Raw genomic sequence first — 26,279 nt, 5'->3', positions numbered from 1 at the left:
CGCATGCTCAAAATCGCAGACAAACAATTTCATTCTCGCTTGTTCACGGGCACCGGCAAATTTGCTAACAGCCAATTGATGTCACAAGCCATCAAACAATCGGGTTCACAGCTTGCTACTATGGCGTTGAAAAGAGTGGATATCCACGATCAGCAAGATGACATCTTGTCGCCACTGTTGTCAGCGGGGGTTAATTTACTACCCAATACCTCCGGCGCCAAGAATGCCAAAGACGCCATTTTTGCGGCGCATTTAGCGCGTGAAGCATTGGGCACTAATTGGCTTAAATTGGAAATTCATCCCGACCCGAAATACCTGATGCCTGATCCGATTGAAACATTAGCGGCGGCAGAGCAGCTGGTAAAAGACGGCTTTGTGGTGTTGCCTTATTGTCATGCTGATCCGGTCTTGTGTAAGCGATTGGAAGAAGTGGGTTGCGCTGCCGTCATGCCATTGGGTGCGCCAATTGGCTCGAACAAAGGTTTGGTTTCGCAGGACTTCCTACAAATCATCATCGACCAAGCGAGCGTGCCGGTCGTGGTGGATGCCGGGATTGGCGCGCCGTCTCATGCTGCTTATGCGATGGAACTGGGTGCCGATGCGGTACTAGTGAATACCGCGATTGCCGCTGCGCGCAATCCCATCGCCATGGCCCTTGCATTCAAATTGGCGGTAGAGGCAGGGCGTTTGGCTTATGAGTCGGGGCTTGCTGGCAAAGTGTCGCACGCAGTGGCATCCAGCCCTTTGACCTCTTTTCTCGATGACTGCCTTTCTTAGCAAGAGAAAGTGCGTCTGTTGACCGGAGCAACATCATGAGTTTCGTTGAACATTTTAATCAGCTCAATTGGGACGATATTAGGTTATCGATCTACGCCAAAACTGCGTTCGATGTCGAGCGAGCGCTGAGCAAAAACAAACTCGATTTGGAAGACTTTAAAGCGCTGATTTCGCCAGCTGCGGAGAACTATATAGAAGTGATGGCGCAGCGTTCTTATGCGTTAACCCGTAAACGCTTTGGCAATACGTTGTCGCTCTATATACCACTGTATCTTTCTAATCTCTGTGCCAATGCGTGTACCTATTGTGGCTTCTCAATGGAGAATCGCCTAAAACGCCGCACGCTCACGATGCAAGAAATTGATGCAGAAATTGCGGCGATTAAGGCAATGAAGTTTGACAGCGTTTTATTGGTGACGGGGGAGCATGAAGGTAAGGTTGGCATGAACTATTTCCGCCAAGTGCTGCCGCAAATCAAACGCGCTTTTAACTATCTGGCGATGGAAGTGCAGCCGCTTAGCCAAGAGCATTATCAAGAGTTGAAGCTTTTGGGGTTGGATGCGGTGATGGTTTATCAGGAAACGTATCACCCAGCGACTTATGCGCAACATCACTTGCGTGGCAACAAAACCAATTTCAACTATCGTCTCGAAACGCCAGACCGTTTGGCGCGAGCGGGGATCGATAAAATTGGCATTGGTGCTTTGATCGGCTTGGAGGAGTGGCGCACGGACTGCTTCTACGTTGCCACGCATCTAGACTATTTGGAACGTACCTATTGGCAAACACGCTATTCAATTTCATTTCCTCGCTTGCGTCCTTGCGCGGGGGCGTTGCAGCCGAAATCGGTAATGAGTGATAAGCAGCTGGTTCAACTGATTTGTGCCTATCGTTTGTTTAATCCAGAAGTCGAGCTGTCGCTGTCGACGCGTGAGTCGGCTCTGTTTCGCGATAACGTACTACCACTTGGTATCACGTCGATGTCAGCTGCATCGAAAACTCAGCCGGGTGGTTACGCGATGCCTGATGTTGAACTCGAGCAGTTTGAGATCAGTGATGAAAGGAGTGCGGCAGAAGTGGAGCAGATGATTCGCAGCAAAGGTTTCGATCCTGTGTGGCGTGATTGGCATGCTGCCTATTCTGGGGCTCGGTTCTCTTAACTAAAACACTACTCTTATCTTAGGCAACACAGTCGCTATCATACGCATACGAGTATGAGATCCGCTCGATAATGTCAGCAATGCACTGGGTGAGTCGAGAATGCCGCAATGAAAGTCAGTAAAGAATGACAGTGGCATGTGGATGTGTTTCACGTGAAACAAAAAGGGTTAAGGCATTTTGCCTTAACCCTTTTTCTATTGTTAGCAAATGACATTGTCTATTGTTTATCAGTGGCTGAGTGGTCGCGTTGCTTCACGTAGCCAAACTTGTGCGTCGCCTTCAACCAATGGGCTAATGTCATCCCATACTTTTTGGTGGTAGTCATTGAGCCAAGCGAGTTCAGGACGCGTGAGCATATCGACATTGATGTTACGTTTGTCGATTGGACAGCGAGTCAGAGATTCAAAGGTCAAAATAGGGAAGTCACCTTGGGTTTGCTTCTCAACCACCAATTCCAAGTTTTCGATACGAATACCAAACGCGTCCGCGCGGTAATAACCTGGTTCGTTAGAGAGCACCATCCCTTCGACAAGAGGCACGTCGATCTGACGTTTTGAAATGCTGGCAGGGCCTTCATGCACGCTCAGGAAGTGACCCACACCGTGACCAGTGCCGTGATCATAGTCGTAGCCTTCCGCCCATAGGTGTTGACGAGCCAGGGTATCAATTTGATAGCCGCGGGTGCCTTTCGGGAAACGAGCGCGAGCCACACCAATATGGCCTTTCAGGGCCAAAGTAAACTGCTTGATCATTTCTGCTGAAGGTTGGCCGATGGCAACCGTGCGCGTGATGTCGGTGGTGCCATCTAGGTATTGGCCGCCAGAGTCAACTAAGTAAAGCGTATCCATACTGAGTTGGCCTGGTTGAGGCTGATTCTGATGATTGTAGTGACACATCGCGGCGTTGCTGCCAGCTGCCGAAATGGTATCGAAACTCAAATCCATCAGAGTGGGATCTTCGCGGCGAATGGCTTCCAGTTTGTCGGCCAAAGTTGCCTCGTCGTGCAAAATGCCTTTTGCCACTTGTGCATCAAGCCAACTTAGGAATTTGACCATCGCAGCACCATCGCGTAGGTGACACGCTTTCATGCCCGAGATTTCAACGGCATTTTTGGCGGCTTTCGGCATCAAGCAAGGATCCGCGCCCGGGACAACGACAGCGCCCGCGTTTTGCAGAACCAGTTTAAACCACGCGTTACTGGTGCTGGCATCAAGCAGGACTTTTTTGCCCGTCAAGCTTTCAAGGCGAGCTTGCAACATCTCAGGATGGAAAACCTGCACCCCTTGACCAACATGAACATCAAACCCTTCAGGTAAGCGAGCAGGATCGAGGAAGAACTCTACTTGGCCATCTGCATGCAGAATCGCGTGGGATAGTAATACGGGTAAGCGAGAGACGTCCAAACCGCGGACGTTGAGCAACCAGCAAATCGAATCCAGCGCGGTGATAACGGCGCTATCAACGCCTTGTTTGGTGATCAGCTGTGCGATGTTCGCACGTTTATCGGCAGAGCTTTGGCCGACGGCCTCTGTCGACATCAGTCGAACGTCAGAAACGACGGGCTGTGGGCGATCATGCCACAACTCATCAATCGGATTGCTGTCGAGGATGTTAAGTTCAAGCACACCAGCCAATTTCGCTTGTGCCATGTTTAACCAAGCGGCGCTGTGCATGCGTGGGTCAATGGCCACCGATGCACCACGAGCGAGGTTTTCTTGTAACCATTCAAGAGCTGGTTCTTCAATCAAATGGCGATACTCAAACAAATCACCAGGAACTTGTTTGGTTACCTGAACGGTGTAGCGACCATCAACAAACATGGCGGCTTTTTCTTGGGTGATAACGGCGGCGCCGGCGGAACCGGTAAAGCCAGTTAGCCAGTGTAAACGCTCGTTATGGTCGGGAACATATTCGCCTAGGTATTCGTCTTCGTGTGGGACGAGTAGGGCGTCGATATTGTGCTGTTGCAACCAAGTGCGAATGGCAACAACACGCTCGTGAGTTGATTTGTGCATCTGTACGATTCCTTTGTTCTTTTTGCTCCGTTTGCTCAGGTTGGGAGCTGCTCCTTATCTTCCATGTAAGGACCACAGACCATAGATGAGCCCGGAGGACTATCGGCGGTTAAGCTACTCATTTTAGCCCAACAGCGCAATCAATTGGCGAAATTTTTACCTAAGATGCAGGGTTTTCTGTGTGATCATGTTGCGTAGCCAACTCAACGCTGGGTCATTTTCTCTGTCTTTGTGCCAAAACAGAGTGTATGCCATTGGTGGAAATTCTATCGGCAAAGGCAGTACCTGTAAGTCGAGTTGTTTGGCAGCCAGCAAGACAAAGTGGCTTGGTGCGGTAAAGACAAAGTCGGTGTAGGAACAGAGGTTTGCGGCACTATTGAAGTCGGGTACGGTGATGGCAATATCGCGCTCACGGCCAATATCTGCGAGGCGATAATCTAACAACCAGCGTTCATTGCCATCACAGCGCACTTGCACGTGGCGCAGCGATAAGTAGTTTTCCAAGTTCCAAGGTTGTTGCAGCGCAGGGTGATTTTTTCGCACTACGCACATCTGATTGTCGCGATAAATTTCCTGCTCGCAAATATCAAACGGAGGCAACATGGTGAGCTTGGCATCGTTGATGTCGATGTCTTTGCCTGTCATACCTAAATCCAACTCACCGCGCTGCAGCATCTTGAAGGTCTGTTCTGACCATGAATGGGTGCTGATGGTGACGTTGGGCGCTTGCTGGAAAATGGATGGTAGAAAGTGCGGCAAGATCAGGGGATAAACACTTTCCACTGCGGCAATACGAAAGCGGTATTCGCTGCTTTCAGGGTGAAACTCTTCCGGCAAGGTAAGATGCTCTAACTGGTTGATCAACAGATCCAGTTTCGGTTTGAGAAACAGTGCTCGCGCTGTTGGAGTAAGCCCGTGTGAATGTCGAACGAATAAGGGGTCATCAAACTGCTGACGCAGTTTTGCCAATGCTTTACTCACCGCTGATTGACTTAAACAAAGTCGATGAGCAGTGCGGGTCACATTGAGTTCCTCGAACAGCACTTTCAAGCAGACTAGAAGATTAAGGTCTAACCGGGAGAGTTTTTCGATGTTCATTCTGAATTTCCCAATAAGAATATCAGCGATGAGTATACATCATTTCCATTCATATCACGAGGCGGTTAAACTCTGATCAAAGTTCTTGTTCAATTTGGAGTGTTTTGTGTCAGGTCAGAGCCAAATCAGTAAATTACAAATGGCGTTGTTAACCTTGCTTGTGTTGTTCAGCCCGTTGGCCATTGATATTTATCTTCCCGCGTTGCCACTTATTTCCAATACCTTTTCGGTTGAACACGCATTGGCACAAGACACGATTACTTGGTTCCTATTTGCCATGGGCGTCGGCCAACTGTTTGCTGGCCCGTTAGCAGATAAACTCGGACGTCGAACTGTTGCATTGGGTGGTATCACCATCTATGCACTGAGCGCTTTATTGGCGTGGAGCGCGCAGAATATTGAATGGTTGTTGGTATCCCGTCTGCTACAAGGCTTAGGTGCGTGTGCGACATCGGTAGCAGCCTTTGCGACAGTTCGCGATATTTTCGGCCCAGAGAAGAGTGGCAAAATGATCAGCTATCTCAACGGGGCCATTTGTTTCATTCCTGCGCTTGCCCCCATTCTTGGTAGCTGGCTAACCCAGCAGTTTGGCTGGCGCGCTAACTTCAGTTTTATGGCGGGTTTTGCCGTTGTCATTGGCACGCTGATGCTGTTTAACATGCGCGAGACCAACCCAGCGACGGAAAAACAAGCGGTGTTTAAACTCAGCCGCTACTGGGCCGTGTTGAGTACCCCTTCTTTTGTTTTCCATGCCACGCTGTGTTTGCTGGCGATGGCGGTGATCCTCGCTTACGTAACCTCAGCACCAGTGGTGTTGATGGAAGGGCTTGGCCTAACCATGAACCAATTCACTTTCTGGTTTGGTATCAACGCGGTGATCAACATTGCAGCGTGTATGCTGGCACCTAAGTTCATGGATAAATGGGGCACACACAATACACTGGTTGTGGGCGTGGTGACTCTGGCGATCGCTGGCGTTGTGATGCTGGTGATGGCAGAAACCGCGACGCCATTTGCCTTTATGTTGCCTATCTTCCTGTCATCAGTCGGTTTTGCTTGGATTCTCGGTGCCGCTGCAGGTAAAGCGCTAGAGCCGTTTGGTGATAAAGCGGGTACGGCCGCCGCATTGCTGGGCTTATTCCAAATGAGTGGTGCAGGTCTGTTGGTTGGCACCATGCAGCGTTTTGCGTTGGAGCCTCAACTGATGATAGCGATTCAGATGTGGTTGCTAATCCCTGCGTTAGGTATCCTCTTTTCGAAAATGGGTCGCCAGTGGCATACCAGCAGTGCTGTTGCCTAGGGTTGAAGAGCGAATTTAGAGTTTTACTGTATGGCGAAGCCGTGTATATTTGTCGCTCACTCCACCATTCGACACTTAACGGAATTGATAGGTAATGTCGTTAACCACTTATGAAATGGCTCGAATTCTTGAACAGATGGAAGAGTCGCCAGAGAAAATTATGTTTGGCAAATTGCTCGTTGAGTTGGGCAATCAAAGCGAAGAGCGAATCCGTAGTGCTGCCAAACAAGTGCCGCTGCATGTTCTCCGAGATATTGTTTATCAGTTTCAGCAGGTTATCAATTCGCGTAAAGGAGAGCAGGTTGAATCCATGGCGAAAGAACTTGCCCAGCAAGGTATTTCCGCTGACGAGCTGCTTGCTTATCTACAGAACAAATAAAAAAATCCCCGCCAATTTAAGCGGGGATTTTTCTTTCTAGCGTTTCTCTATTTCTTGGCGAAAGCAGTGATCGAGCGAAATTCGCCCCGCGCCCCAAAGAAACGTCATCAGCAGCATCAGCCCCCATAGTTGATGATCGTAAAAGCCTCTCTCCCACAAAAGCGGGTAGGAGATCACGGCCATCGCGTTAAAGGCAAATAACACTAGGCTGGTGATGCGGGTGAATACGCCGAGGGCGAGTAAGAGCGGCAAGCTGAGCTCGGCCGCTGTGGCGAGATAAGCGGTAAACTCCCAGGGTAAAATAGGGACCTGATATTCAAACTCGAACAGATAGAGGGTGCTATCCCATGAGGCTATTTTGCTTAATCCGGCATTGAAGAACACCCACGCCACCCAAAGGCGACAAAATAGTAATACCCCAGGCACCGCCCAAGATTGTAAGTGGGTAACGGTCGTGTCATAACGATTCAGCCATTCACGCATCGGAGCCTCCTTGTGGTGCGAGAGAAAAACCCGCGAAAATACCCAGTTCGAACAGAAAAGCCAGTTCAGCAAGCAAAGGTGTGGGTATTTGTGCGAGGGGAAGTGGGTGTTCAAGCAAACAAACCAACTCGTATTGCGCAGGCGTCATCGCTATGCAGCGTGGCGGTGTTGCTTGATGGCAGAGCAGTATTCCTTGCTCGCTTTGCGTAATCTCAAGTTGATCAAATTGCTGTGTTTCAATCGCCGTAAAGAGTGAGAAAACGGCGTAGTGGGAACGAAAAGTCGTGCAACCGGGAAAAAGGTGCAGTACCAATGCCTGATGCTGTGCTGGCTCGAGTAGCGAAAGTTGCTCTAGGGATTGCCAGTATCCCGGCATCTGGAACTCATTTTGTTGCTGTTGGCTTTCATCGAGCTGATCTTCCAAGCGCGCAAACTCAACACAGTAGGGTACCGCTTGGCTCACGTTGGGAAAACGCTCTAACGTCTTGGTAAATCCACGCCCGTATTGCGACACATCCCCAGTGTGTAATGGCACTGAGAGTATGTGTTGGCGTGCCATTTGCTCGAAGCATTCTTCACCCAACAACGCTAAGGTCTTGGGGTAAGTAAGTGCTAACACTTCATTCAGGCTCATGACAAAGTTATTGCGGTAAATTTGTATTCGCTGCTCGGCACTGAACTGGTCACTGACAATGCCGCAGGATTCACCACTGGCTTGATAATGCAGTGCTTGGCGAAACTGGTGTTGAAATTCGGCGAGTTGCATTTGGCCTCCTGTTAACCCAATGCCAATGAAGGGGGCATTGGGCTGGTATTAAGCAGAGACGCTCGCAACAGAGTGTCGGCTTTTTTTGCTTCGTTGAGCAGCACATCGACGGGGGGCAAATCCAAATCCCACTCAATCAAGGTGTGTCGGCTGCCGTGCTGGGCAATCCACTGCTGATACAGTTGCCAAACTTCGGCAGACACCGGTTGACTATGGGTGTCAATCCAGATCTCGCCTTGCTCTAATGGTTTAATGGTGAAACCGGCCAGGTGAATTTCGTCAACGCAAGCTGCCGGAATCGCCTCAAGGTAGGTTTGGCAATCGAAACCATGGTTAAACGCAGAAACATAGACATTGTTCAGATCGAGCAATAAGCGGCAATTGGTACGACGCTGTACCTCGGTCAAAAACTGCCATTCACTGATGGTGGAATGTTGATACTTGAGATAGCTGGAAGGGTTTTCAATCAAGATTGGCCGTTTTAGTGCGTCTTGCACATGCAGTACGTTACGGCAAAAAACCTCGAGGGCTTCCTCTGTGTAGGGCAAAGGCAGCAAATCATTAAAGTAGTGGCCCCCGTTTTCACTCCAGCTGAGATGATCCGAAACCAAAAACGGCTGTAAGTCATCAACCAACTGTTTTAATCGTAATAAATGTTGTGGGTTAACCCCAGCCACAGAGCCGAGTGACAAACCAATCCCGTGGCAACTTATTTGGTAATGCTCCGCCATTTGGTTGAGTTGATGGCGATGGAAAGAATTGGGTTGGAAGTAATTTTCGCTGTGGATCTCCAACCAAGACAACGCTGGTCGATGATGATGAAAATGATCATGATGGGGCAGTCTAAGCCCAACACCAATATGGTGATGAAACTCTGCATTCGACATCGTTAGACTCCCTGCGGCAAAATTTGCGGATGGTGTGACATGAGGTGAGAAAGGAGGAGCACGGTTGAGCCTCTGTGCTCCTTCTGTTTTGCGGTGGTGTTCACCTCAATAAGGGGTTTAAGAAGATTGTGTGTTACCACCGGCCAATTTGCCGCATAAGCCTTTAGGAACAACCACGAAAGCGTCTTTTTGGTTGTCTTCTTTTGCCGTACCAGCGCAAGAGCTGGTTTTGGTGGCGCAGTCATTTTTGCCCGCTTTGGCCACGCCGTAGCATTTCTCTTTTTCTGCCGCCATTGCAGGCGCTGCAGTCAGCATGGTGCCACCCATTGCGATTAAACCGGTCACAACAGCAGTAACAGCAAGATTTGATTTTTTCATGGTTCTTTCCTCAGACTGATTTTCCTTTACTTATTGAGCTCGTGAGTCCGAGTGGACTCACTTGCTTGGTTAAAAGGACAGCAAGTTGCGGGAAAAACTTTCAAAAAATGGCGATTATTTTTTATAAACTCATCGCATCTGCAACTATCTCTATGATTTGCAATGGGTTGATGCCTTTTTCTTAAATTGCAATTTAGTCTGAAAAGCGAGCACGGTTTAGGTTATAATCTTTGTCTCTGTATAAATAACCAGTAGCTTCTTATCATGATCGATCCTTCACTTCTTCTCGATGGCTTGAACGACAAACAGCGTGAGGCTGTGGCCGCTCCTTTGGAAAACTTGCTGGTGTTGGCAGGCGCAGGCAGTGGTAAAACGCGCGTTCTTGTGCATCGCATTGCTTGGCTAATGTCAGTCGAGCAGGCTTCACCGTTTTCTATTATGTCCGTGACCTTTACCAATAAGGCGGCGGCGGAGATGCGCGGTCGAATCGAAGAGTTGATGATGGGCAGCGCGTCGGGCATGTGGAATGGCACCTTCCACGGTATTTGCCACCGCATTCTCAGAGCGCACTATCTTGATGCCAAGCTGTCGGAAGATTTCCAAATTATTGATAGTGATGATCAACAGCGTTTGCTTAAGCGACTGATCAAAGCGCAAAACCTGGATGACAAACAGTGGCCAGCGCGCCAAGTCGCTTGGTGGATCAATGGCAAAAAAGACGAAGGATTGCGCCCTGCGCACATCGATGCTTACCACGATCCCGTGACCAAAACCTACCTACAGTTGTACACCGCCTATCAAGAAGCGTGTGATCGTGCAGGCTTGGTCGACTTTGCGGAAATCTTGTTGCGTGCGCATGAGCTACTGCGTGAAAACAAATTCATCCGCGAACACTATCAAGCACGTTTTAAACACATCTTGGTCGACGAGTTCCAAGACACCAACAACATTCAATACGCTTGGCTGCGTATGATGGCGGGGCCTGAGTGTCATGTGATGATCGTCGGTGACGATGACCAGTCGATTTACGGTTGGCGTGGCGCGAAAGTGGAAAACATCGAAAAGTTCACCCTTGAGTTTCCGAGCGTTAACACCATTCGCCTTGAGCAAAACTACCGTTCGACCAAAACCATCCTTGAAGCTTCAAACGCGTTGATTGCCAACAACACCGAGCGTATGGGCAAAGAGCTGTGGACGGATGGCATCGAAGGTGAACCGATCTCGATTTACTCCGCTTACAACGAATTGGATGAAGCGCGTTTTGCGGTGAACAAAATCAAGGAGTGGCAAGACAAAGGCGGCGTGTTAAACGATGCGGCGATGCTTTATCGCAATAACGCCCAGTCGCGTGTGCTGGAAGAGGCGTTGATTCAAGCGGGTTTGCCTTATCGCATTTACGGTGGGATGCGATTCTTCGAGCGCCAAGAGATCAAAGATGCGCTCAGCTACCTACGTTTGATGGCCAATCGCAATGATGATGCTGCTTTTGAGCGTGTGGTGAACACACCAACACGTGGCCTAGGTGACAAAACGCTGGAAACGGTGCGCTTTGCGGCGCGCGATCGTGGCTGCACACTGTGGGAAGCGAGTATCGCACTCATCGAGGAAAAAGTGTTAACGGGGCGCGCGGCTGGTGCGCTAAGCCGTTTCATCGAATTGATCAATGCGCTGGAAGATGACAGCTTTGAAATGCCACTCCATGTACAGACAGATCATGTGATCAAATCTTCCGGCTTGTATGCCATGTACGAGCAAGAGAAAGGCGAAAAATCAAAAGCACGTATCGAGAACTTGGAAGAATTGGTGACCGCTACGCGCCAGTTTGAAAAACCGGAAGAAGCGGAAGAGATGACGTTGCTTACCGCCTTCTTAACCCATGCCGCTCTTGAAGCGGGTGAGGGTCAAGCGGATGACTTCGAAGATGCAGTACAGCTGATGACGTTACACAGCGCTAAAGGATTGGAGTTCCCATTGGTCTTTATGGTTGGGGTTGAAGAAGGCATGTTCCCGAGCCAGATGTCTGCCGAAGAAGCGGGTCGTTTAGAAGAGGAGCGCCGTTTGTGCTACGTAGGCATGACACGAGCGATGCAAAAGCTTTACATCACGTATGCCGAAATGCGTCGTTTGTACGGGCAAGACAAATACCATAAACCATCGCGTTTTATTCGTGAGCTACCAGAAAAGTGTTTGGATGAAGTGCGCATGAAAGCGCAAGTGAGTCGCCCAGCCAGCAGTGGACGCTTTAGCCAAACCGTTGTGAAGGAAAGTTTCAACGAAACTGGCTTTTCATTGGGTTCACGTGTTCGCCATCCTAAATTTGGTGAAGGGACAATCATCAACTTCGAAGGCAGTGGTCCACAGAGCCGAGTTCAAGTTGCCTTCAATGGGGAAGGAATCAAGTGGCTAGTGACCGCTTACGCGAGGTTGGAAAAGCTGTGATGGCTTATTGATAAATCCTCGATTTGCAGACGGCGCTGAAGGCGCCGTTTTTTATGTTGGTGTGGGTGAAGACAAATAGCAAAAAAAGAAAAACCCCGAGGGCTTTCGCCCATCGGGGTTATGGTCTTACTTGCAGCAATCCAGCTACTAAAGTGCTCCCTGCATCAAATCCTTGATAGTATGCTGAATCCGTCAGCTTAATCCTTGCATCGCCTTCCTAGCGGTGTCCTTGACTTTCCTAGTCTACCAACAGTCCTCGTTGGCTCACATCACTTGTTCCCTGAGCGGTGTCCCTTACATCTTCCTGATGTTCAGTCCTTGCCTCATCCAGAGGTGTCCATTGCCTTCCTTAGTAGCAACCATCCTAGTTACTATTGCGTCCGTTCAATGTCCAATTTGCTTTCCATGCCGACTATTCATCCTGAATAACCGTATCTTCTTCCTGAAGATGACCTAATCCGTAGTCATTTCCTGTTCCGTGTCAGCATCCTTCCGACGTGTTCATAGTAACTTTTTCCCCAGCACCAACAACGGATCCAGCGCACATTTCTGCATGCGCAACCTGGATAAAAAGCAATCTAGTTCAATTAAATCATATAGTTATAACTATTTTCTCTCCAGTTTCTTACGTAAGAAACGACATTGGCTTACTTGTTTGTGAGAGATCTCTTACACGGTGACGAGCAAAAGACTATGCAACTTGGCTGATGACTTGATGAATCACCGTGTTGTAGAGGATACCTGCGCCGATTAAGCAGAATAAAACGCCGCAAACTCCATCAATATAGATGCTCGCTTTGTGTAAATACTGTTGCATTCGGTTACCTGAGAGCGCCCACGCTAAGCTGGCAAACCAAAGAAATGACAACATAAATAAAATCATCACGGCTGTGGCCTTTCCTGAGAGCGACATGCTTGTCGGAATTAAGCTCGATAATAGGCTAACAAAAAATACTAACGCCTTGGGATTCAGAATATTGGTGGCAAAGCCTTTGAGAAACGCTTGGCGTTTATTGTTCAGCGCCCACTGCCGTTGGCTGGTGGGGGGATTCGCCGATGGCTGACGCCAATGACGTAATACGGAATGCAACGCACCAATGCCTAAATAGAGTAAATAGCTGCCCCCCAGCAGTTGCAACAAGGCATACAGCATAGGTTGCTGGTGGACCAAGTAACTCACGCCCGTCAGGCTTAATAGAGAATGCAGCAAAATGCCGACAGACAAACCGAGGGCAATAAAAAGGCCCGTTTGGCGGCCATAGCGGCTCGCGTTTTGCACGACCAGTGCCACATCGGGGCCAGGACTCATCAAAGCAATAAAGTGGACACTTGCCAGCGTGAGTAAAATCGTCAGTTCGTTCATGAGTGTTTCTCGTGCATCATCAAAATCGAGTGTTGATTGTCTCGGGTTACGTGACGTTGCGCTTGTAAAAAACTGACACGAGGAGCACTAACGTACGATTTGCGATGGCGTAATACCGTAGGTCTGTTTGAAAGCTTTGCTGAAATGCGCTTGGTCATAGTAACCAATTTGGTGGGCTACCTCTGTCCCCGTTTGTCCAGCCTGCAGCAGTTTCATCGCTTGCTCTAGGCGCAAGCGACTCAGCCACGCATAGGGTGTCATGTCCATTCTCGCTTTGAACTGGCGCTGAAATTGAGTGGGGGAAAGTTGGCAGAGCTGTGCCAATGTTTCCAAACGCACAGGTTGATCGAGATTTGCCAGTAGAAACTCTTTGAGTGTTGCCAACGATTGCTGGCCCAGTGGTACGGCTTTTTGGCGGCAAGTGGATCCATAGCGATCAAAAAGGGTGCTAAAGCCTTCAAATGGCAAACAATCTTGGGTGAGTTGGCTGATGTTTTTGCTGCGTAACCAAGCGTGCAGGTTACGAAGTTGTGAAAAAACCACAGGATCGGAGATGATCAACTGATTAAAGCTGATAATTTGACCGCTTCGTTTAAGATCGGCGAGATCGCTTAACAGATGAGGTTCGATCGCAAACACATTCACTTGATAGCCTTCTTGTTGTTTGGAGTGGCCATCGTGCAGTTCGTCAGGGGGCATGATGACAATCTGCCCATGACCGACGTGATGATGACAACCCTGCGAATGGAACTGCTGCTCGCCATGAGTAATCAGCCCGATGTGGAAATCCAGATGATAGTGCCGTGAAAAGGCAAACTTCTGATACTTCGCATCAATCAGGCTGAGTTTGTCATCTTGTGTTGGGATGTAGTGGATCTGCTCCATAGAGTACAAAAAAAGCTTGGTCAGTTTGTGACCAAGCTTAGCGAGCTCAACTAGGTTTGTCTTGTAAAAAACGATCAGTTCGTTTGTCGTGTTCGGCGATTCTTACGGCTGTATCGCAAACCATCAAAACTGAACAGGACAAGTGCACCCCAAATAAAAGCAAAGGTGATGGCTTTGTCACTGGTAAAGGCTTCTCCGTAGATCAACACTGCGAGCAAAAACATCAAACTTGGGCCTATGTATTGGAAGAAGCCCAGCGTGGAAAGCTTGAGGCGCGTGGCAGCACCAGTAAAACACAACAGTGGTAAGGTGGTGACCACACCAGCTGCGACCAACAAGGCATTCAAATGGGCAGGGTTGGCCTGCATGTTAGATGTCGGGGTCGAGGCAATAAAAAGAAGGTAGATGGCCGCGGCTGGCAGCATCACTAAGGTTTCAATGAACAACCCGGTTTGAGCATCGACGCTGACTTTTTTGCGCAGCAAGCCGTAGAAGCCAAAACTAAAGGCGAGGGCAATTGCGACGATCGGCACCGAACCAAAGACGACAAGCTGCACCAGCACGCCACAAGTCGCTAAGGTGACCGCAAACCACTGCAACTTACGTAATCGCTCGCCAAGAAACAGCATGCCGAGTAACACATTGATCAGTGGATTGATGTAATAGCCAAGACTGGCATCGAGCATATGGTTAGCATTGACCGCCCAAATAAAAATCAGCCAGTTGGCTCCGACTAAAATGGCGGTGGTGACCAGATAAAGCATTTTACTTTTGCTGGTTAAAACATCGCGCACGGTGCGCCAATGACGGCCAAAATGGAGCAGGGCGGCGAGTAGGAAAAAAGACCACACCACGCGATGGCTGAGTATCTCGAGCGGAGAGACCGCCGCGAGTGACTTAAAATAGATGGGTGCGATGCCCCACATGGTGTAAGCACCTAAGGCGAGTAACACCCCTTGGCGTGCTTTTTGTTGTTCTTCTGCGGTCATTGAACGATAGCCAACTTAGTAATCATGGATGGGTCAGTATAAGAGTGAGGTCCGGAATCACCTAGTATTTTGCGGTTTAATTCACCATCAAACGCCATTACAATGTGCCCTCATTATCTTGGGCATTTCGCAATATTGAGTGCTTTCGAGATCATCATCAAGACCAATACTGAGACTGTTCATGACTTCCACGCTGCTTGCCGACTCTTCCGATGCCTCGATGACGCCCCAAAGCGTTTTATCACAGGTGTTCGGCTATCAGACTTTCCGTGAGGGGCAACAGTCGGCGATCGAGGCGGCCGTTGAGGGGCAAGATAGTTTAGTGATCATGCCCACCGGTGGCGGTAAATCGCTGTGCTATCAAATTCCTGCTCTCGTGCGTTCGGGTATTACCTTAGTGATCTCTCCTTTGATTTCACTAATGAAAGATCAGGTTGACCAACTTAAAGCCAATGGTGTCGCGGCAGAATGTGTCAACTCGACCTTATCACGTGACGCTCTGCTCAGTGTCTACAATCGCATGCACGCGGGACAGCTCAAATTGGTGTACGTTTCGCCTGAGCGGGTGTTGATGCGCGATTTTATTGAACGGCTGGAAAATCTGCCCTTGGCGATGATTGCTGTCGACGAAGCGCACTGTATTTCGCAATGGGGACACGATTTCCGCCCCGAATACGCCGCGTTAGGGCAATTGAAGCATCATTTCCCTCACGTGCCGTTTATGGCGCTGACGGCCACCGCAGACGATGCGACGCGCAAAGACATTTTAAGTCGCTTGCATCTTAATGAACCTCACGTGTATCTCGGCAGTTTTGATCGCCCTAATATTCGCTATGACCTAGTGGAGAAGCACAAGCCGGTCTCTCAAGTGATTCGCTATTTGGAAAGCCAAAAAGGCAATTGCGGCATTATTTACTGTGGCAGTCGTAAAAAAGTTGAAATGCTGACCGAGAAGCTGTGCAACAACCATATTCGAGCGGCGGGTTATCACGCCGGTATGGACGCGGATGAGCGCGCGTATGTACAGGAAGCGTTTCAACGAGATGACATCCAAATCGTCGTGGCGACAGTGGCCTTTGGTATGGGGATCAACAAACCCAATGTGCGCTTTGTGGTGCATTTCGATATTCCACGCAATATCGAATCGTACTACCAAGAAACAGGCAGAGCAGGGCGTGATGGCCTGCCCGCCGAAGCGATGATGCTCTACGACCCCGCAGACATCACTTGGTTGCGCCGCATGTTGGATGAGAAAGATGACGGCCCGCAAAAGCAAGTGGAAAGCCATAAGCTCAATGCCATGAGTGCGTTTGCCGAAGCGCAAACTTGTCGCCGCCAAGTGTTGCTAAACTATTTCGGTGAATACCGTGAGAAGCCTTGCGGCAATTGCGATATTTGCTTAGATCCGCCGAAACATTTTGATGCGACGGAAGAAGCGCGCAAAGCGTTGTCGTGCGTTTATCGCGTGAATCAAAGCTTTGGTATGGGCTACGTGGTGGAAGTGCTGCGCGGGATGCAAAACATCCGTATCCGTGAGCACGGCCACGATAAAATTTCCACTTACGGTTTAGGGCGCGATCACAGCCATGACTATTGGGTGAGTATTTTCCGCCAACTGATCCATAAAGGGCTGCTGTTTCAAAACATCACCCGTAACTCGACCTTGCAGTTAACCGAAGAAGCAAGGCCATTGCTGCGTGGTGATATGACGTTGGAGCTGGCGGTGCCGCGTTTAGATACTGCCGCGCGCAGTGCCAAAGCCGACAAACTTTCCAACAAGCATTACGACAAAAAGTTGTTCGCCAAATTACGTAAGCTGCGCAAATCGATTGCCGATGAGGAAGAGATCCCACCGTATGTGGTGTTCAGTGATGCGACGCTGATTGATATGGCCGAAATATTGCCGACCTCATATGGTGAAATGCTCGCGGTGAGTGGTGTGGGGCAGCGCAAACTAGAAAAATACGCGGATCCGTTTTTAGATTTGATTCAGGAGCACATTACTCACTATGGATGAGAAACAAAAGGAATTTGGTTTAACGGAATACATGGCGCAAGAAGGTCGACTGTTGATTCGCACGCCACGCTTTAATCTTGATACCTTTCCCGCGTTGGCTGAGCGGCTTCTCAAGTTGTTGTCTGCTCAAGTGGTCGAAAAACAGTGGGATGGCGACGTGCACAGCTGGTTGGTCGATTTTGAAGAGACACATCTGTTTCTGAAAGCGGAACATTACAGTGAGGCGGTGTGGTTTGAGTCGTTAACCGTTGATGACAGCCGAGAGGTAATGGACTACTTAGCCCAACTTTTTGCCAAAGGTTTTTAGGCACGAAGTCTTTCATTTTTAAAGGGATGTTTCACATGAAACATCCCTTTTTTATCAAGGCGCTTTTGCTCTTTTAGCGGAGCAATTCTGCTCAATCGTTTGCGTGCCGCTCACTGCTTGTACTCGATATTGATTAATGTATAATCGCCCGCCGCTTCATCGGCAAAACGATGAACGGAAACATTTTCATTTTACATTGTTGGTAAGAGTGTTTTTCCTATTGGAGAAGACTCGATTTGGGTTCCCTCGCCCCCAAACCAAACTAAAAAGGTATCGCATGAGTAACTTTACCCCTGCGCAGCAGCGCAACGCCCTTATCTATTTGGCCTTATTCCATCTGGTCATCATCGCTTCGAGCAATTACCTTGTTCAGCTCCCGTTTACCATTTTTGGTTTCCATACCACTTGGGGCGCTTTCACGTTTCCATTTATCTTTCTCGCGACCGATCTCACCGTCCGCATTTTTGGTGCCAAGTTGGCACGTAAAATCATCTTCTTAGTGATGATGCCGGCGTTGGTTGTCTCTTACGCGTTATCGGTATTGTTCTTTGAAGGGCAGTTCCAAGGTTTTGCTCATCTGGGTGAGTTCAACTTGTTTGTTGCACGCATCGCGATCGCCAGCTTTATGGCGTATTTGTTAGGGCAAATCCTCGATGTGCACGTCTTCAATCGTCTACGCCAGATGAAACAGTGGTGGGTAGCGCCGACGTGCTCAACGCTATTTGGTAATGCGTTGGATACGCTGGCGTTTTTTGCCATCGCGTTTTATCAAAGCCCAGACGCATTTATGGCGGAGCACTGGACGGAAATTGCGCTGGTGGATTATGGCTTTAAACTGGTGATCAGTTTGGGTCTGTTTGTGCCGATGTACGGTGTTTTACTGAACTACTTAATCAAGAAGCTTACTGCGGTGAACCCTCAGTTTGCTATGGCACAAGCACCACGTTAAACGTTAGATGATGAGAAAAAAGCCCGAGTGTTGATTCACTCGGGCTTTTTTTATTGAGCAAGATGCGCTACTCGCGACTTTCAATCACTAGAGGCCAACCAATATCGGTTTGACGATTTGCCTCAAGTTCCAGTTCTGCAGAGGTTAGGGGGTTGTTCTGTAACCATGTCGCGTCTAGTGAGAGTGTGAGCTTGTCACCCTCGGCAACAAGTTGAACTTTGGGCTCTAGGGCGGCATTACGACGATGTGTCAGCAGCACAGCCAACCTCAATAGGCGAAGTAGGCGTTTGCCACTATTGCCAGACAGTGCGTGTTGCTCGGGCAAAGACGTTAGACCTTCCCGATAGCGGCGAGCGAGTTCCGCCATCAAAAATTTCTGTGCGCGCGTGAACCCTGGTAAATCCATGTGATGGATCAGATATGCGCTGTGCTCACCACCTTTTTTGTAGTCGATGGTCAATCCAATTTCGTGCAGTTTAGCAATGCTATCGAGCAACATTGCACCTTGAGGTTCGACAATCCATTCTTCGTTACCCACTTGTTGAAGTAATTTGCAAGCAAGGTCAGCAACTTGCTGTCCATATTGTGCATCTAACTGATAGCGATGCTGCACACTGCAAATGGTACGAGAACGAATGTCATCTTGGCGAAGCTCACTCATCATTTCGTAAGCCAAACCTTCACGCAGAGCCCCGCCTGCGAGCGTCATGGCTTCAATGTCGAGTAGCTCGAAAATAGCAATCAAAATCGATAAGCCACTAGGGAAGACCAGTGCTCTTTCGAGGGTTAAGCCTTCGATTTCTAACTCTTCAAGATGATCGGCAAGCATGGCCTGTTTTTGCAAGCGTTTGAGTTTGGAGTGAGTGATGACTTCGTCCATACCCTGAGCCAACATGATCTCCTGCAAAGCTTGAACCGTGCCGGAAGCGCCGACACAAACATCCCAACCTAGTGTTTTATATTGCTCGAGAATAGGTAAGAGTGTTTGTTTAGCCCCTTCAATTGCCGCTTCAAAATTTCGTGCGCTTAATTGACGATCTTTAAAGAAGTTCTCTAACCAAGTAACACAGCCCATTTTTAAGCTGGTTAATGCTTTGGCATCAAAACCTTCACCGATGATCAGCTCGGTGCTCGCGCCACCAATATCCACCACTAAGCGTCGGCCACTTCCCCCAGAGGTATGTGCCACGCCTTTGTAAATCGTCGCGGCTTCTTCTTCCCCCGAAATGACTTCAATCGGGTGCCCAAGGATTTGATTGGCCTTTTGCAGAAACAACTCGACGTTGGTGGCGGTGCGCAGGGTGGCAGTGCCGACAATACGAATATTGTCGGCTGGAATGTCTTGTAACCGTTCGGCAAACAAGCTCAGGCAATCCCATCCTCGTTGCATCGCTTCTTTACTTAACGCGTTGTTCTCGTCTAGCCCAGCAGCAAGACGTACTTTGCGCTTGATTTTAGCCATAGTTTGAACGCTGCCATCGATATGACGCACTACGAGCATGTGAAAACTATTCGACCCGAGATCGATGGCTGCATAAAGTGGAGAAGATCCTGCCTGGCTCATAAACGGTTTACGCTTCCTTGTGTTGACGCGGTTGGCGTGGACGACGGTTGTTTGACTTACGATCACCTGAGCGTGCACCGCCAGTATTGGTTCGACGTTGCTGATTGCGTGACGATGGCGTACGAACTGGCGCGGGTAGATCTTGGATCAAGGCATTTGAATCGTAGTCTGATACTGGAATGGTGTGCTCAATGTACTCTTCAATTGCTGGCAAGTTGATAGCGTAATCTTCACAAGCAAAGCTGATCGAGTGGCCACTTGCCCCAGCACGGCCAGTACGGCCAATACGGTGAACGTAGTCTTCACAGTCATCAGGTAAATCGTAGTTAAAGACATGCGTTACTTGCGGTATGTGCAGTCCACGTGCTGCTACGTCGGTTGCCACTAGGAGATCTACAGAACCTTGGGTAAATTGCTCAAGAATTTTTTCGCGTTTCTTCTGTGGAACATCACCTGTGAGCAGGCCAACACGGTGACCATCGGCAGCGAGATGAGCCCAGATGGATTCACACTTGTATTTAGTGTTAGCGAAAATGATCGCGCGATCTGGCCATTCTTCTTCAATCAGTGTTTGTAGCAGCGCCATTTTGTCTTCATTTGAAGGGTAGAACAGCTCTTCTTGAATGCGGTGGCCAGTTTTTTGTTGAGGCTCAACCACAACGTGTTCTGGGTTATGCATGTGCTCAAACGCCAATTCTTGCACGCGGTAAGAAAGCGTCGCTGAGAACAACATGTTCAAACGCTCTTGTGGTGCTGGCATGCGGCGGAACAAGAAACGAATGTCTTTAATGAAGCCCAAATCGAACATGCGATCGGCTTCATCGAGAACAACTGCTTGAATGTTATTGAGGTTAAACACACGCTGCTTGTAAAAATCGATAATACGACCAGTGGTACCGATCAGTACGTCAACGCCACCTTGTAGCTTGGCTAACTGCTTATCATAGCTTTCACCGCCGTAAGCGAGGGCTGCTTTGATGCCAGTACTTGCGATCAGAGGCTCAGCATCGTTGTAGATCTGAATCGCTAACTCACGCGTTGGCGCCATGATGATGGCACGTGGCTGGGTTGGCTGACGGCCTTCGTGTGCAGGGGTCGTCAACAAATGGTTAAAGGTAGCAGTAAGAAACGCGAGCGTTTTACCAGTCCCGGTTTGGGCCTGGCCTGCGATGTCTTGGCCGGAGAGCAGTACCGGCAACGCCAAGGCTTGGATAGGGGTACAAAACTCAAACCCTTTTTTCTCCAATCCTTCAACAACTTGGGGATTTAAACCCAAATCGGCGAACTTTTGCTCTGTGATATGCGTCTTTTTCATGGCTATAGAATATCAGCTAAAGCTTGCATTAAGAAAGCAAATACATTCCAATAGAGCATCAAATTACTGGTTATCATCCAACCAGTTTCGAAAAACACATTGGAGTGGAAGATGAGTGACAAGATTTTGCAGCTGTCTGACGAAGGTTTCGAAAACGACGTTATTAACGCTGCAGGCCCAGTACTAGTTGATTTTTGGGCAGAATGGTGTGGTCCTTGTAAGATGATTGCCCCAATCCTGGACGAAATCGCAGAAGAGTACGAAGGCAAACTCACTATCGGCAAACTGAATATTGACCACAACGCAGGTACACCACCTAAGTTTGGTATTCGTGGCATCCCAACCCTGCTGCTTTTCAAAAACGGCAGTGTAGCGGCAACGAAAGTGGGCGCACTGTCAAAAACTCAATTGAAAGAGTTTTTGGATGCGAACCTATAATCCATAAGTGATTAATAACAAAACCGTGCAATATCAAAATGCGCGGTTTTGTTTTTTCAAACTCTGGACTAGAGTTTTATTTAGTGCTAATTTATCGCACGTTAATTAAACAACTTCTCTTCTTGGTCGATCCTGAGACCAAATCCATCTTAACTAGAAAACAGATCTTATTTTGACTAAACAAGAATCCACCACCATGAACCTTACCGAATTGAAAAACAAACCGGTATCAGACTTAGTCAAGCTCGGTGAGAGCTTGGGTCTGGAAAACCTGGCGCGTTTGCGTAAACAAGACATCATCTTCGCCATCCTCAAAGCGCACGCAAAAGGCGGCGAAGACATCTTTGGCGACGGGGTTCTGGAAATTCTGCAAGACGGTTTTGGTTTCCTACGTAGTGCAGACAGTTCGTACCTAGCTGGTCCGGACGATATCTACGTATCACCAAGCCAAATTCGTCGTTTCAACCTACGTACTGGTGACTCGATTGCAGGGAAAATTCGCCCGCCTAAAGATGGCGAACGCTACTTTGCTCTGTTGAAAGTCAACACGGTTAACGATGATAGACCAGACAACGCTCGTAACAAGATCCTATTTGAGAACTTGACGCCGCTGCACGCGAATGAGCGTATGGTGATGGAGCGTGGTAATGGTTCGACAGAAGACATCACAGCACGTGTATTGGATTTGGCGTCGCCGATCGGTAAAGGCCAACGTGGTTTGATTGTTGCTCCGCCAAAAGCGGGTAAAACCATGCTGCTACAAAACATCGCTCAGAGCATCACTTACAACCACCCAGAGTGTGTGTTGATGGTTCTACTGATTGATGAACGTCCAGAAGAAGTGACTGAGATGCAGCGTCTAGTGAAAGGTGAAGTGGTTGCTTCTACTTTTGATGAACCAGCCTCTCGCCACGTTCAAGTTGCTGAAATGGTCATCGAGAAAGCGAAGCGTCTCGTTGAACACAAGAAAGATGTTGTGATTCTACTTGACTCGATCACTCGTCTTGCTCGCGCATACAACACCGTCGTTCCTTCATCAGGCAAAGTACTGACAGGTGGTGTGGACGCAAACGCACTACACCGTCCAAAACGTTTCTTCGGTGCGGCGCGTAATGTTGAGGAAGGTGGTAGCTTAACCATTATCGCGACTGCGTTAGTTGATACCGGTTCTAAGATGGACGAAGTGATCTACGAAGAGTTCAAGGGTACCGGTAACATGGAACTGCATTTGAACCGTAAGATCGCGGAAAAACGTGTATTCCCTGCGATTGACTTCAACCGCTCTGGTACTCGTCGTGAAGAGTTGCTGACGAAGTCAGATGAACTACAGAAGATGTGGATTTTGCGTAAGATAGTTCATCCTATGGGAGAAACGGACGCGATGGAATTCCTCATCGACAAGCTTGCGATGACGAAAACCAATGATGAGTTTTTTGACGCAATGCGCCGTCAATAAAAGACGAACCTTAAGAAAACGCCACTCACCTCGAGTGGCGTTTTTGTTTGCATTTAGCCGAATAACTGTTCAGAATGGATTCAAATGTTAACAGGAGGTTAATATGCAACATGGACTGTTGTCGTCGCTACTCCTCTCTTTATCACTGTTTTGGATGCCGCAGATAGCGTTGGCGAAGGAAGTGCCCGCTGACACGGTGCAGCAGTGGCTTCAAGATCAACAAGTCGAGAGTAAAGTCTCTGAGCTTTTGGATTATGCACTTCGCGACAAAACAAATGAGCTGAAGTTTTCTTTAGAACGATTGGCACTTCCGCAACAAGAAGTGGTGCGTTATGTCTTGCTCGATAAGCTTGAGAAAAATCAAGTGATCTTAACGCCTCGGATGGCGCTTTTTGTTGAGTCACAAATCAAGCGAACGCCAGCTTATCAAGTGGTAGAAAAAGGGGAGGGTTACGAGTTTACTGTCCCTGCGTTTAACTATCCTGCCATTGCCAGTCGACTTATAAAACGCTGGAAACAAGACCAATCCACGTTGGAGTTCATTTTATTAGCGGAGCAAGGAAAGCTTGATTTGCAGACATGGCTCTCAGGCTCTACGAATCAAATTCAATTGCGTGAATCTTTGCTACTCAAAGAGTTGGACAGTTTGTCGCCAGAGGCGTTAGATCGATTAGTGAATCAATTAGTTGATAAGCCCATCACCACTTGGTTACCTTCTTCTGCCGTAGTGGTGCGTTTTGCTCAAGTGAGTGAACGTTCAGATGTGTACCATCTACTGTGGCGGATGAAAGCCGATCACAACAGCCAAGCAGAGTTAACACGTTTAGCGACCATGGGGGATGAACAGGCGCTACAACAAGTGATGGCGGCAGCGTTGAATCCAAGCCTGAAAGAACAAGCGATTCAGGTGCTGGCGAGTAAACATCCGCTCTCCCAAGACGTGAAGCAGTTTCTTATTACGAGAATGGCTCTGCCTGATGACGCTGCGCTGGTGGCAAAAGAGCTCAGTAAACAAGGTCATGAGCGATGGTTGCAAGAGGTATTATCGGGTGGCTACCCGGTTAAGCGTCATCTCATCGCACAAGCTTTAAAATAAAAGTTGCAAAATAGCCTCACAAAATTAGCGGATCCTATCGAAATACGTTTTGTTATACTGCCTCAAGTTTAACCACTTCATGTAGAAGGCCTATGAGTTTTAAGGATTTACGCGATTTCCTCAATCACCTAGAGAAGAAAGGGCAATTAAAGCGCATTACTCACCCAGTTGATCCCGCTTATGAAATGACCGAGATCAGCGATCGAACACTGCGAGCGGGTGGTCCGGCTTTACTGTTCGAAAACCCAATTGGTTACGATATCCCAGTGTTGACAAACTTATTTGGTACCGCTGAGCGCGTTGCGATGGGGATGGGAAGAGAACAAGTTAAAGAATTGCGTGAGGTGGGTCAGTGGCTTGCTTATCTCAAAGAGCCTGAGCCACCTAAAGGTTTTAAAGACGCTTTAGATAAGTTGCCAGTGTTCAAGCAAGTTTTAAACATGCCTGTGAAACGTCTGCGTAAAGCCGCATGCCAAGAAGTAGTTTGGCAAGGTGAAGAAGTGGATCTGGACAAGATTCCCGTGATGAGCTGTTGGCAAGATGATGTTGCGCCACTGCTAACTTGGGGATTAACCATTACGCGAGGCCCCAACAAAAAACGCCAAAATTTGGGGATCTACCGTCAACAGAAAATCGCGAAAAACAAAATCATCATGCGTTGGCTAGCACACCGAGGTGGGGCTCTGGATTTGCGTGACTGGATGGAAAAGTACCCCGGAAAACCATTTCCTGTTTCCGTCGCTTTTGGTGCGGACCCTGCGACTATTTTAGGTGCAGTGACACCAGTACCGGATACGCTTTCGGAATATGCGTTTGCAGGCCTCTTGCGTGGCAGTAAAACCGAAGTGGTTAAGTCCGTCAGCAATGATCTCGAAATTCCTGCGAGTGCAGAAATCGTCCTCGAAGGCTATATCGATCCGAACGAGTATGCCGATGAGGGGCCTTATGGTGACCATACTGGCTATTACAATGAAAAGGAAAAACACCACGTTTTTACCATTACGCATATTACCATGCGTAAAGAGCCCATCTATCATAGTACTTACACCGGTCGTCCACCTGATGAACCCGCAGTATTAGGGGGGGCCCTCAACGAAGTTTTCGTGCCAATCTTGCAAAAGCAGTTCCCTGAAATAGAAGATTTCTATCTGCCACCGGAAGGTTGCTCTTACCGAATGGCTGTCGTGACCATGAAAAAGCAGTACCCAGGCCATGCGAAGCGCGTGATGATGGGTGTTTGGTCTTTCTTGCGTCAGTTTATGTACACCAAATATGTAGTGGTGTGTGATGAATCAGTGAATGCGCGTGATTGGGACGATGTCGTTAAGGCAATGACGAACAATATGAACCCGATACTCGACTCTCTATTTATTGAGAGCACGCCGATAGATTCACTCGATTTTGCCTCACCTGTCGCTGGGTTAGGTTCGAAGATGGGCCTAGATGCCACCATAAAATGGGAGGTGGAGCTTGCATTGCAGGGGGCGACGGTGGCCACAGAGTTTGTATCGCAGATAGGTATCGATGTGAATGCACTTAAAGCGGTCCACCCTTTAATATCTGATGTCTATGTGCCAGCAGTGGCGAGCGGTCAGTTTATGGTGATTAAAATCAATAAAACCCATGCTGGGCAATGCAAAGAAGTTGTAGAAAGCTTATGGCAAGTAGAGTACGTCAAACAGAGCAATAAGTTTATCGTTGTGTGTGATGACGATGTCAAAGCCGATGACTGGCATGACATCATTTGGGCGATCACTACGCGGATGGATCCATCACGCGACACCTTGAAGTTAGAGAGTAGTGAGGGTTGCTGTGCCAAATTGATTTTTGATGCAACCAATAAGTACCCTGAAGAAATCACGAGAGAATGGGGTAAACCGATTAAAAAAGATCCTAAACTTGTGGCTAAAGTCGATGCGCTTTGGCAGGAGTTCGGTATCCTATGAGCCATATGGTACGCCTTCTTCCTATGGATATCTCTTTTGTTGTCAGAGAAGGTGAAACGGTTTTGGACGCTGCGCTCAACAATAACATTGCGTTTCCAAGCCGTTGCCAAATGGGCTCATGTGCAATGTGCATGTGCCGGAAAGTCTCTGGAGAGATCCGTTATCAACTAGAGCCACTATTAACTGAACAAGAACAACGACAAGGCTGGATATTTCCTTGTCTGGCCTATACAGAAAGTAATTTAGAACTTACCTTCGCCGAAGAGTAAGT

The 26,279-nt window shown here is 48.5% G+C and carries 24 protein-coding genes; 13 read left to right on the top strand and 11 right to left on the bottom strand.

The window, feature by feature from the left end; translation table 11 throughout:
* The first annotated feature begins 3 nt into the window (after positions 1 to 3).
* The gene (locus AOT11_RS06600) at positions 4 to 777 is read left to right on the top strand and encodes a thiazole synthase (RefSeq protein ID WP_017420149.1); all 774 of its coding nucleotides are present in this window, start codon (positions 4 to 6) and stop codon (positions 775 to 777) included.
* A 35-nt stretch (positions 778 to 812) separates the two neighbouring features.
* Complete coding sequence (gene thiH / locus AOT11_RS06595; protein ID WP_017420150.1) at positions 813 to 1,937, top strand: 2-iminoacetate synthase ThiH; 1,125 nt, start codon at positions 813 to 815, stop codon at positions 1,935 to 1,937.
* A 228-nt stretch (positions 1,938 to 2,165) separates the two neighbouring features.
* On the opposite strand, the gene AOT11_RS06590 is transcribed toward thiH, so the two are convergent.
* The gene (locus AOT11_RS06590) at positions 2,166 to 3,953 is read right to left on the bottom strand and encodes an aminopeptidase P family protein (RefSeq protein ID WP_017420151.1); all 1,788 of its coding nucleotides are present in this window, start codon (positions 3,951 to 3,953) and stop codon (positions 2,166 to 2,168) included.
* Between the two features lie 156 nt (positions 3,954 to 4,109).
* Positions 4,110 to 5,051, bottom strand: a complete 942-nt coding sequence (locus AOT11_RS06585; RefSeq protein ID WP_026060767.1) for a LysR family transcriptional regulator — start codon at positions 5,049 to 5,051, stop codon at positions 4,110 to 4,112.
* 139 nt (positions 5,052 to 5,190) lie between these two features.
* Between AOT11_RS06585 and AOT11_RS06580 the strand changes: the two genes are divergently transcribed.
* Positions 5,191 to 6,351 (top strand): multidrug effflux MFS transporter, encoded by a 1,161-nt coding sequence (locus tag AOT11_RS06580; protein ID WP_049798918.1) that lies wholly within the window; start codon positions 5,191 to 5,193, stop codon positions 6,349 to 6,351.
* A 94-nt stretch (positions 6,352 to 6,445) separates the two neighbouring features.
* Positions 6,446 to 6,730, top strand: coding sequence for an H-NS-like global regulator TsrA (gene tsrA / locus AOT11_RS06575; RefSeq protein WP_017420153.1), 285 nt, complete (start codon positions 6,446 to 6,448; stop codon positions 6,728 to 6,730).
* Positions 6,731 to 6,766: 36 nt separating this feature from the next.
* On the opposite strand, the gene AOT11_RS06570 is transcribed toward tsrA, so the two are convergent.
* The 4 genes from AOT11_RS06570 to AOT11_RS06555 form a co-directional block, all read right to left on the bottom strand.
* The gene (locus tag AOT11_RS06570; protein WP_017420154.1) at positions 6,767 to 7,213 is read right to left on the bottom strand and encodes a DoxX family protein; all 447 of its coding nucleotides are present in this window, start codon (positions 7,211 to 7,213) and stop codon (positions 6,767 to 6,769) included.
* Positions 7,206 to 7,979 (bottom strand): HvfC/BufC N-terminal domain-containing protein, encoded by a 774-nt coding sequence (locus tag AOT11_RS06565; RefSeq protein ID WP_017420155.1) that lies wholly within the window; start codon positions 7,977 to 7,979, stop codon positions 7,206 to 7,208. The genes AOT11_RS06570 and AOT11_RS06565 overlap by 8 nt, the downstream gene beginning before the upstream one ends.
* Before the next feature lie 11 nt (positions 7,980 to 7,990).
* On the bottom strand, positions 7,991 to 8,866 hold the full coding sequence (gene bufB / locus AOT11_RS06560; RefSeq protein WP_017420156.1) for an MNIO family bufferin maturase: 876 nt from the start codon (positions 8,864 to 8,866) through the stop codon (positions 7,991 to 7,993).
* Between the two features lie 117 nt (positions 8,867 to 8,983).
* Positions 8,984 to 9,244: a BufA1 family periplasmic bufferin-type metallophore gene (locus tag AOT11_RS06555; protein ID WP_011078997.1), complete on the bottom strand. Its 261-nt coding sequence runs from the start codon at positions 9,242 to 9,244 to the stop codon at positions 8,984 to 8,986.
* 264 nt (positions 9,245 to 9,508) lie between these two features.
* Between AOT11_RS06555 and uvrD the strand changes: the two genes are divergently transcribed.
* The gene (uvrD, locus tag AOT11_RS06550; RefSeq protein ID WP_017420157.1) at positions 9,509 to 11,683 is read left to right on the top strand and encodes a DNA helicase II; all 2,175 of its coding nucleotides are present in this window, start codon (positions 9,509 to 9,511) and stop codon (positions 11,681 to 11,683) included.
* Between the two features lie 691 nt (positions 11,684 to 12,374).
* Here the strand turns inward: uvrD and AOT11_RS06545 are convergent.
* The 3 genes from AOT11_RS06545 to rarD all read right to left on the bottom strand — a co-directional run bounded on the left by AOT11_RS06545 (position 12,375) and on the right by rarD (position 14,920).
* Positions 12,375 to 13,046, bottom strand: coding sequence for a LysE family translocator (locus AOT11_RS06545; protein WP_017420158.1), 672 nt, complete (start codon positions 13,044 to 13,046; stop codon positions 12,375 to 12,377).
* Positions 13,047 to 13,133: 87 nt separating this feature from the next.
* Positions 13,134 to 13,931, bottom strand: coding sequence for an AraC family transcriptional regulator (locus tag AOT11_RS06540; RefSeq protein WP_172840598.1), 798 nt, complete (start codon positions 13,929 to 13,931; stop codon positions 13,134 to 13,136).
* 74 nt (positions 13,932 to 14,005) lie between these two features.
* Complete coding sequence (gene rarD / locus AOT11_RS06535) at positions 14,006 to 14,920, bottom strand: EamA family transporter RarD (RefSeq protein WP_017420160.1); 915 nt, start codon at positions 14,918 to 14,920, stop codon at positions 14,006 to 14,008.
* Between the two features lie 181 nt (positions 14,921 to 15,101).
* Here rarD and recQ point away from each other — a divergent pair, with 181 nt between their 5' ends.
* The 3 genes from recQ to AOT11_RS06520 all read left to right on the top strand — a co-directional run bounded on the left by recQ (position 15,102) and on the right by AOT11_RS06520 (position 18,193).
* Positions 15,102 to 16,937: an ATP-dependent DNA helicase RecQ gene (gene recQ, locus AOT11_RS06530; RefSeq protein ID WP_017420161.1), complete on the top strand. Its 1,836-nt coding sequence runs from the start codon at positions 15,102 to 15,104 to the stop codon at positions 16,935 to 16,937.
* Complete coding sequence (locus AOT11_RS06525) at positions 16,930 to 17,244, top strand: DUF3630 family protein (RefSeq protein ID WP_017420162.1); 315 nt, start codon at positions 16,930 to 16,932, stop codon at positions 17,242 to 17,244. Before recQ ends, AOT11_RS06525 begins: the two co-directional genes overlap by 8 nt.
* A 277-nt stretch (positions 17,245 to 17,521) precedes the next feature.
* Positions 17,522 to 18,193, top strand: coding sequence for a 7-cyano-7-deazaguanine/7-aminomethyl-7-deazaguanine transporter (locus AOT11_RS06520; protein WP_017420163.1), 672 nt, complete (start codon positions 17,522 to 17,524; stop codon positions 18,191 to 18,193).
* Positions 18,194 to 18,260: 67 nt separating this feature from the next.
* On the opposite strand, the gene gppA is transcribed toward AOT11_RS06520, so the two are convergent.
* On the bottom strand, positions 18,261 to 19,757 hold the full coding sequence (gppA, locus tag AOT11_RS06515) for a guanosine-5'-triphosphate,3'-diphosphate diphosphatase (protein WP_017420164.1): 1,497 nt from the start codon (positions 19,755 to 19,757) through the stop codon (positions 18,261 to 18,263).
* A gap of 7 nt (positions 19,758 to 19,764) precedes the next feature.
* Positions 19,765 to 21,072: an ATP-dependent RNA helicase RhlB gene (gene rhlB, locus AOT11_RS06510; RefSeq protein ID WP_017420165.1), complete on the bottom strand. Its 1,308-nt coding sequence runs from the start codon at positions 21,070 to 21,072 to the stop codon at positions 19,765 to 19,767.
* A 111-nt stretch (positions 21,073 to 21,183) separates the two neighbouring features.
* Here rhlB and trxA point away from each other — a divergent pair, with 111 nt between their 5' ends.
* The 5 genes from trxA (at position 21,184) to AOT11_RS06485 (ending at position 26,277) form a co-directional block, all read left to right on the top strand.
* Positions 21,184 to 21,510, top strand: a complete 327-nt coding sequence (gene trxA / locus AOT11_RS06505; protein ID WP_011078987.1) for a thioredoxin TrxA — start codon at positions 21,184 to 21,186, stop codon at positions 21,508 to 21,510.
* Positions 21,511 to 21,706: 196 nt separating this feature from the next.
* Entirely contained in the window at positions 21,707 to 22,966 is a 1,260-nt protein-coding gene (rho, locus tag AOT11_RS06500; RefSeq protein WP_026060769.1) for a transcription termination factor Rho, read from the top strand.
* Positions 22,967 to 23,069: 103 nt separating this feature from the next.
* Complete coding sequence (locus AOT11_RS06495; RefSeq protein ID WP_017420167.1) at positions 23,070 to 24,062, top strand: hypothetical protein; 993 nt, start codon at positions 23,070 to 23,072, stop codon at positions 24,060 to 24,062.
* Positions 24,063 to 24,154: 92 nt separating this feature from the next.
* Positions 24,155 to 26,008: a 4-hydroxy-3-polyprenylbenzoate decarboxylase gene (gene ubiD, locus AOT11_RS06490; RefSeq protein ID WP_017420168.1), complete on the top strand. Its 1,854-nt coding sequence runs from the start codon at positions 24,155 to 24,157 to the stop codon at positions 26,006 to 26,008.
* Positions 26,005 to 26,277 carry a 2Fe-2S iron-sulfur cluster-binding protein gene (locus tag AOT11_RS06485; RefSeq protein WP_026060770.1) on the top strand — a complete coding sequence of 91 codons (273 nt, stop codon included), beginning with the start codon at positions 26,005 to 26,007 and terminating at the stop codon, positions 26,275 to 26,277. Before ubiD ends, AOT11_RS06485 begins: the two co-directional genes overlap by 4 nt.
* Positions 26,278 to 26,279 lie beyond the last annotated feature (2 nt).

Source organism: Vibrio vulnificus NBRC 15645 = ATCC 27562, assembly GCF_002224265.1.
Taxonomy (GTDB): Bacteria; Pseudomonadota; Gammaproteobacteria; order Enterobacterales; family Vibrionaceae; genus Vibrio; species Vibrio vulnificus.
This window is presented reverse-complemented; position numbering and strand designations above follow the sequence as displayed.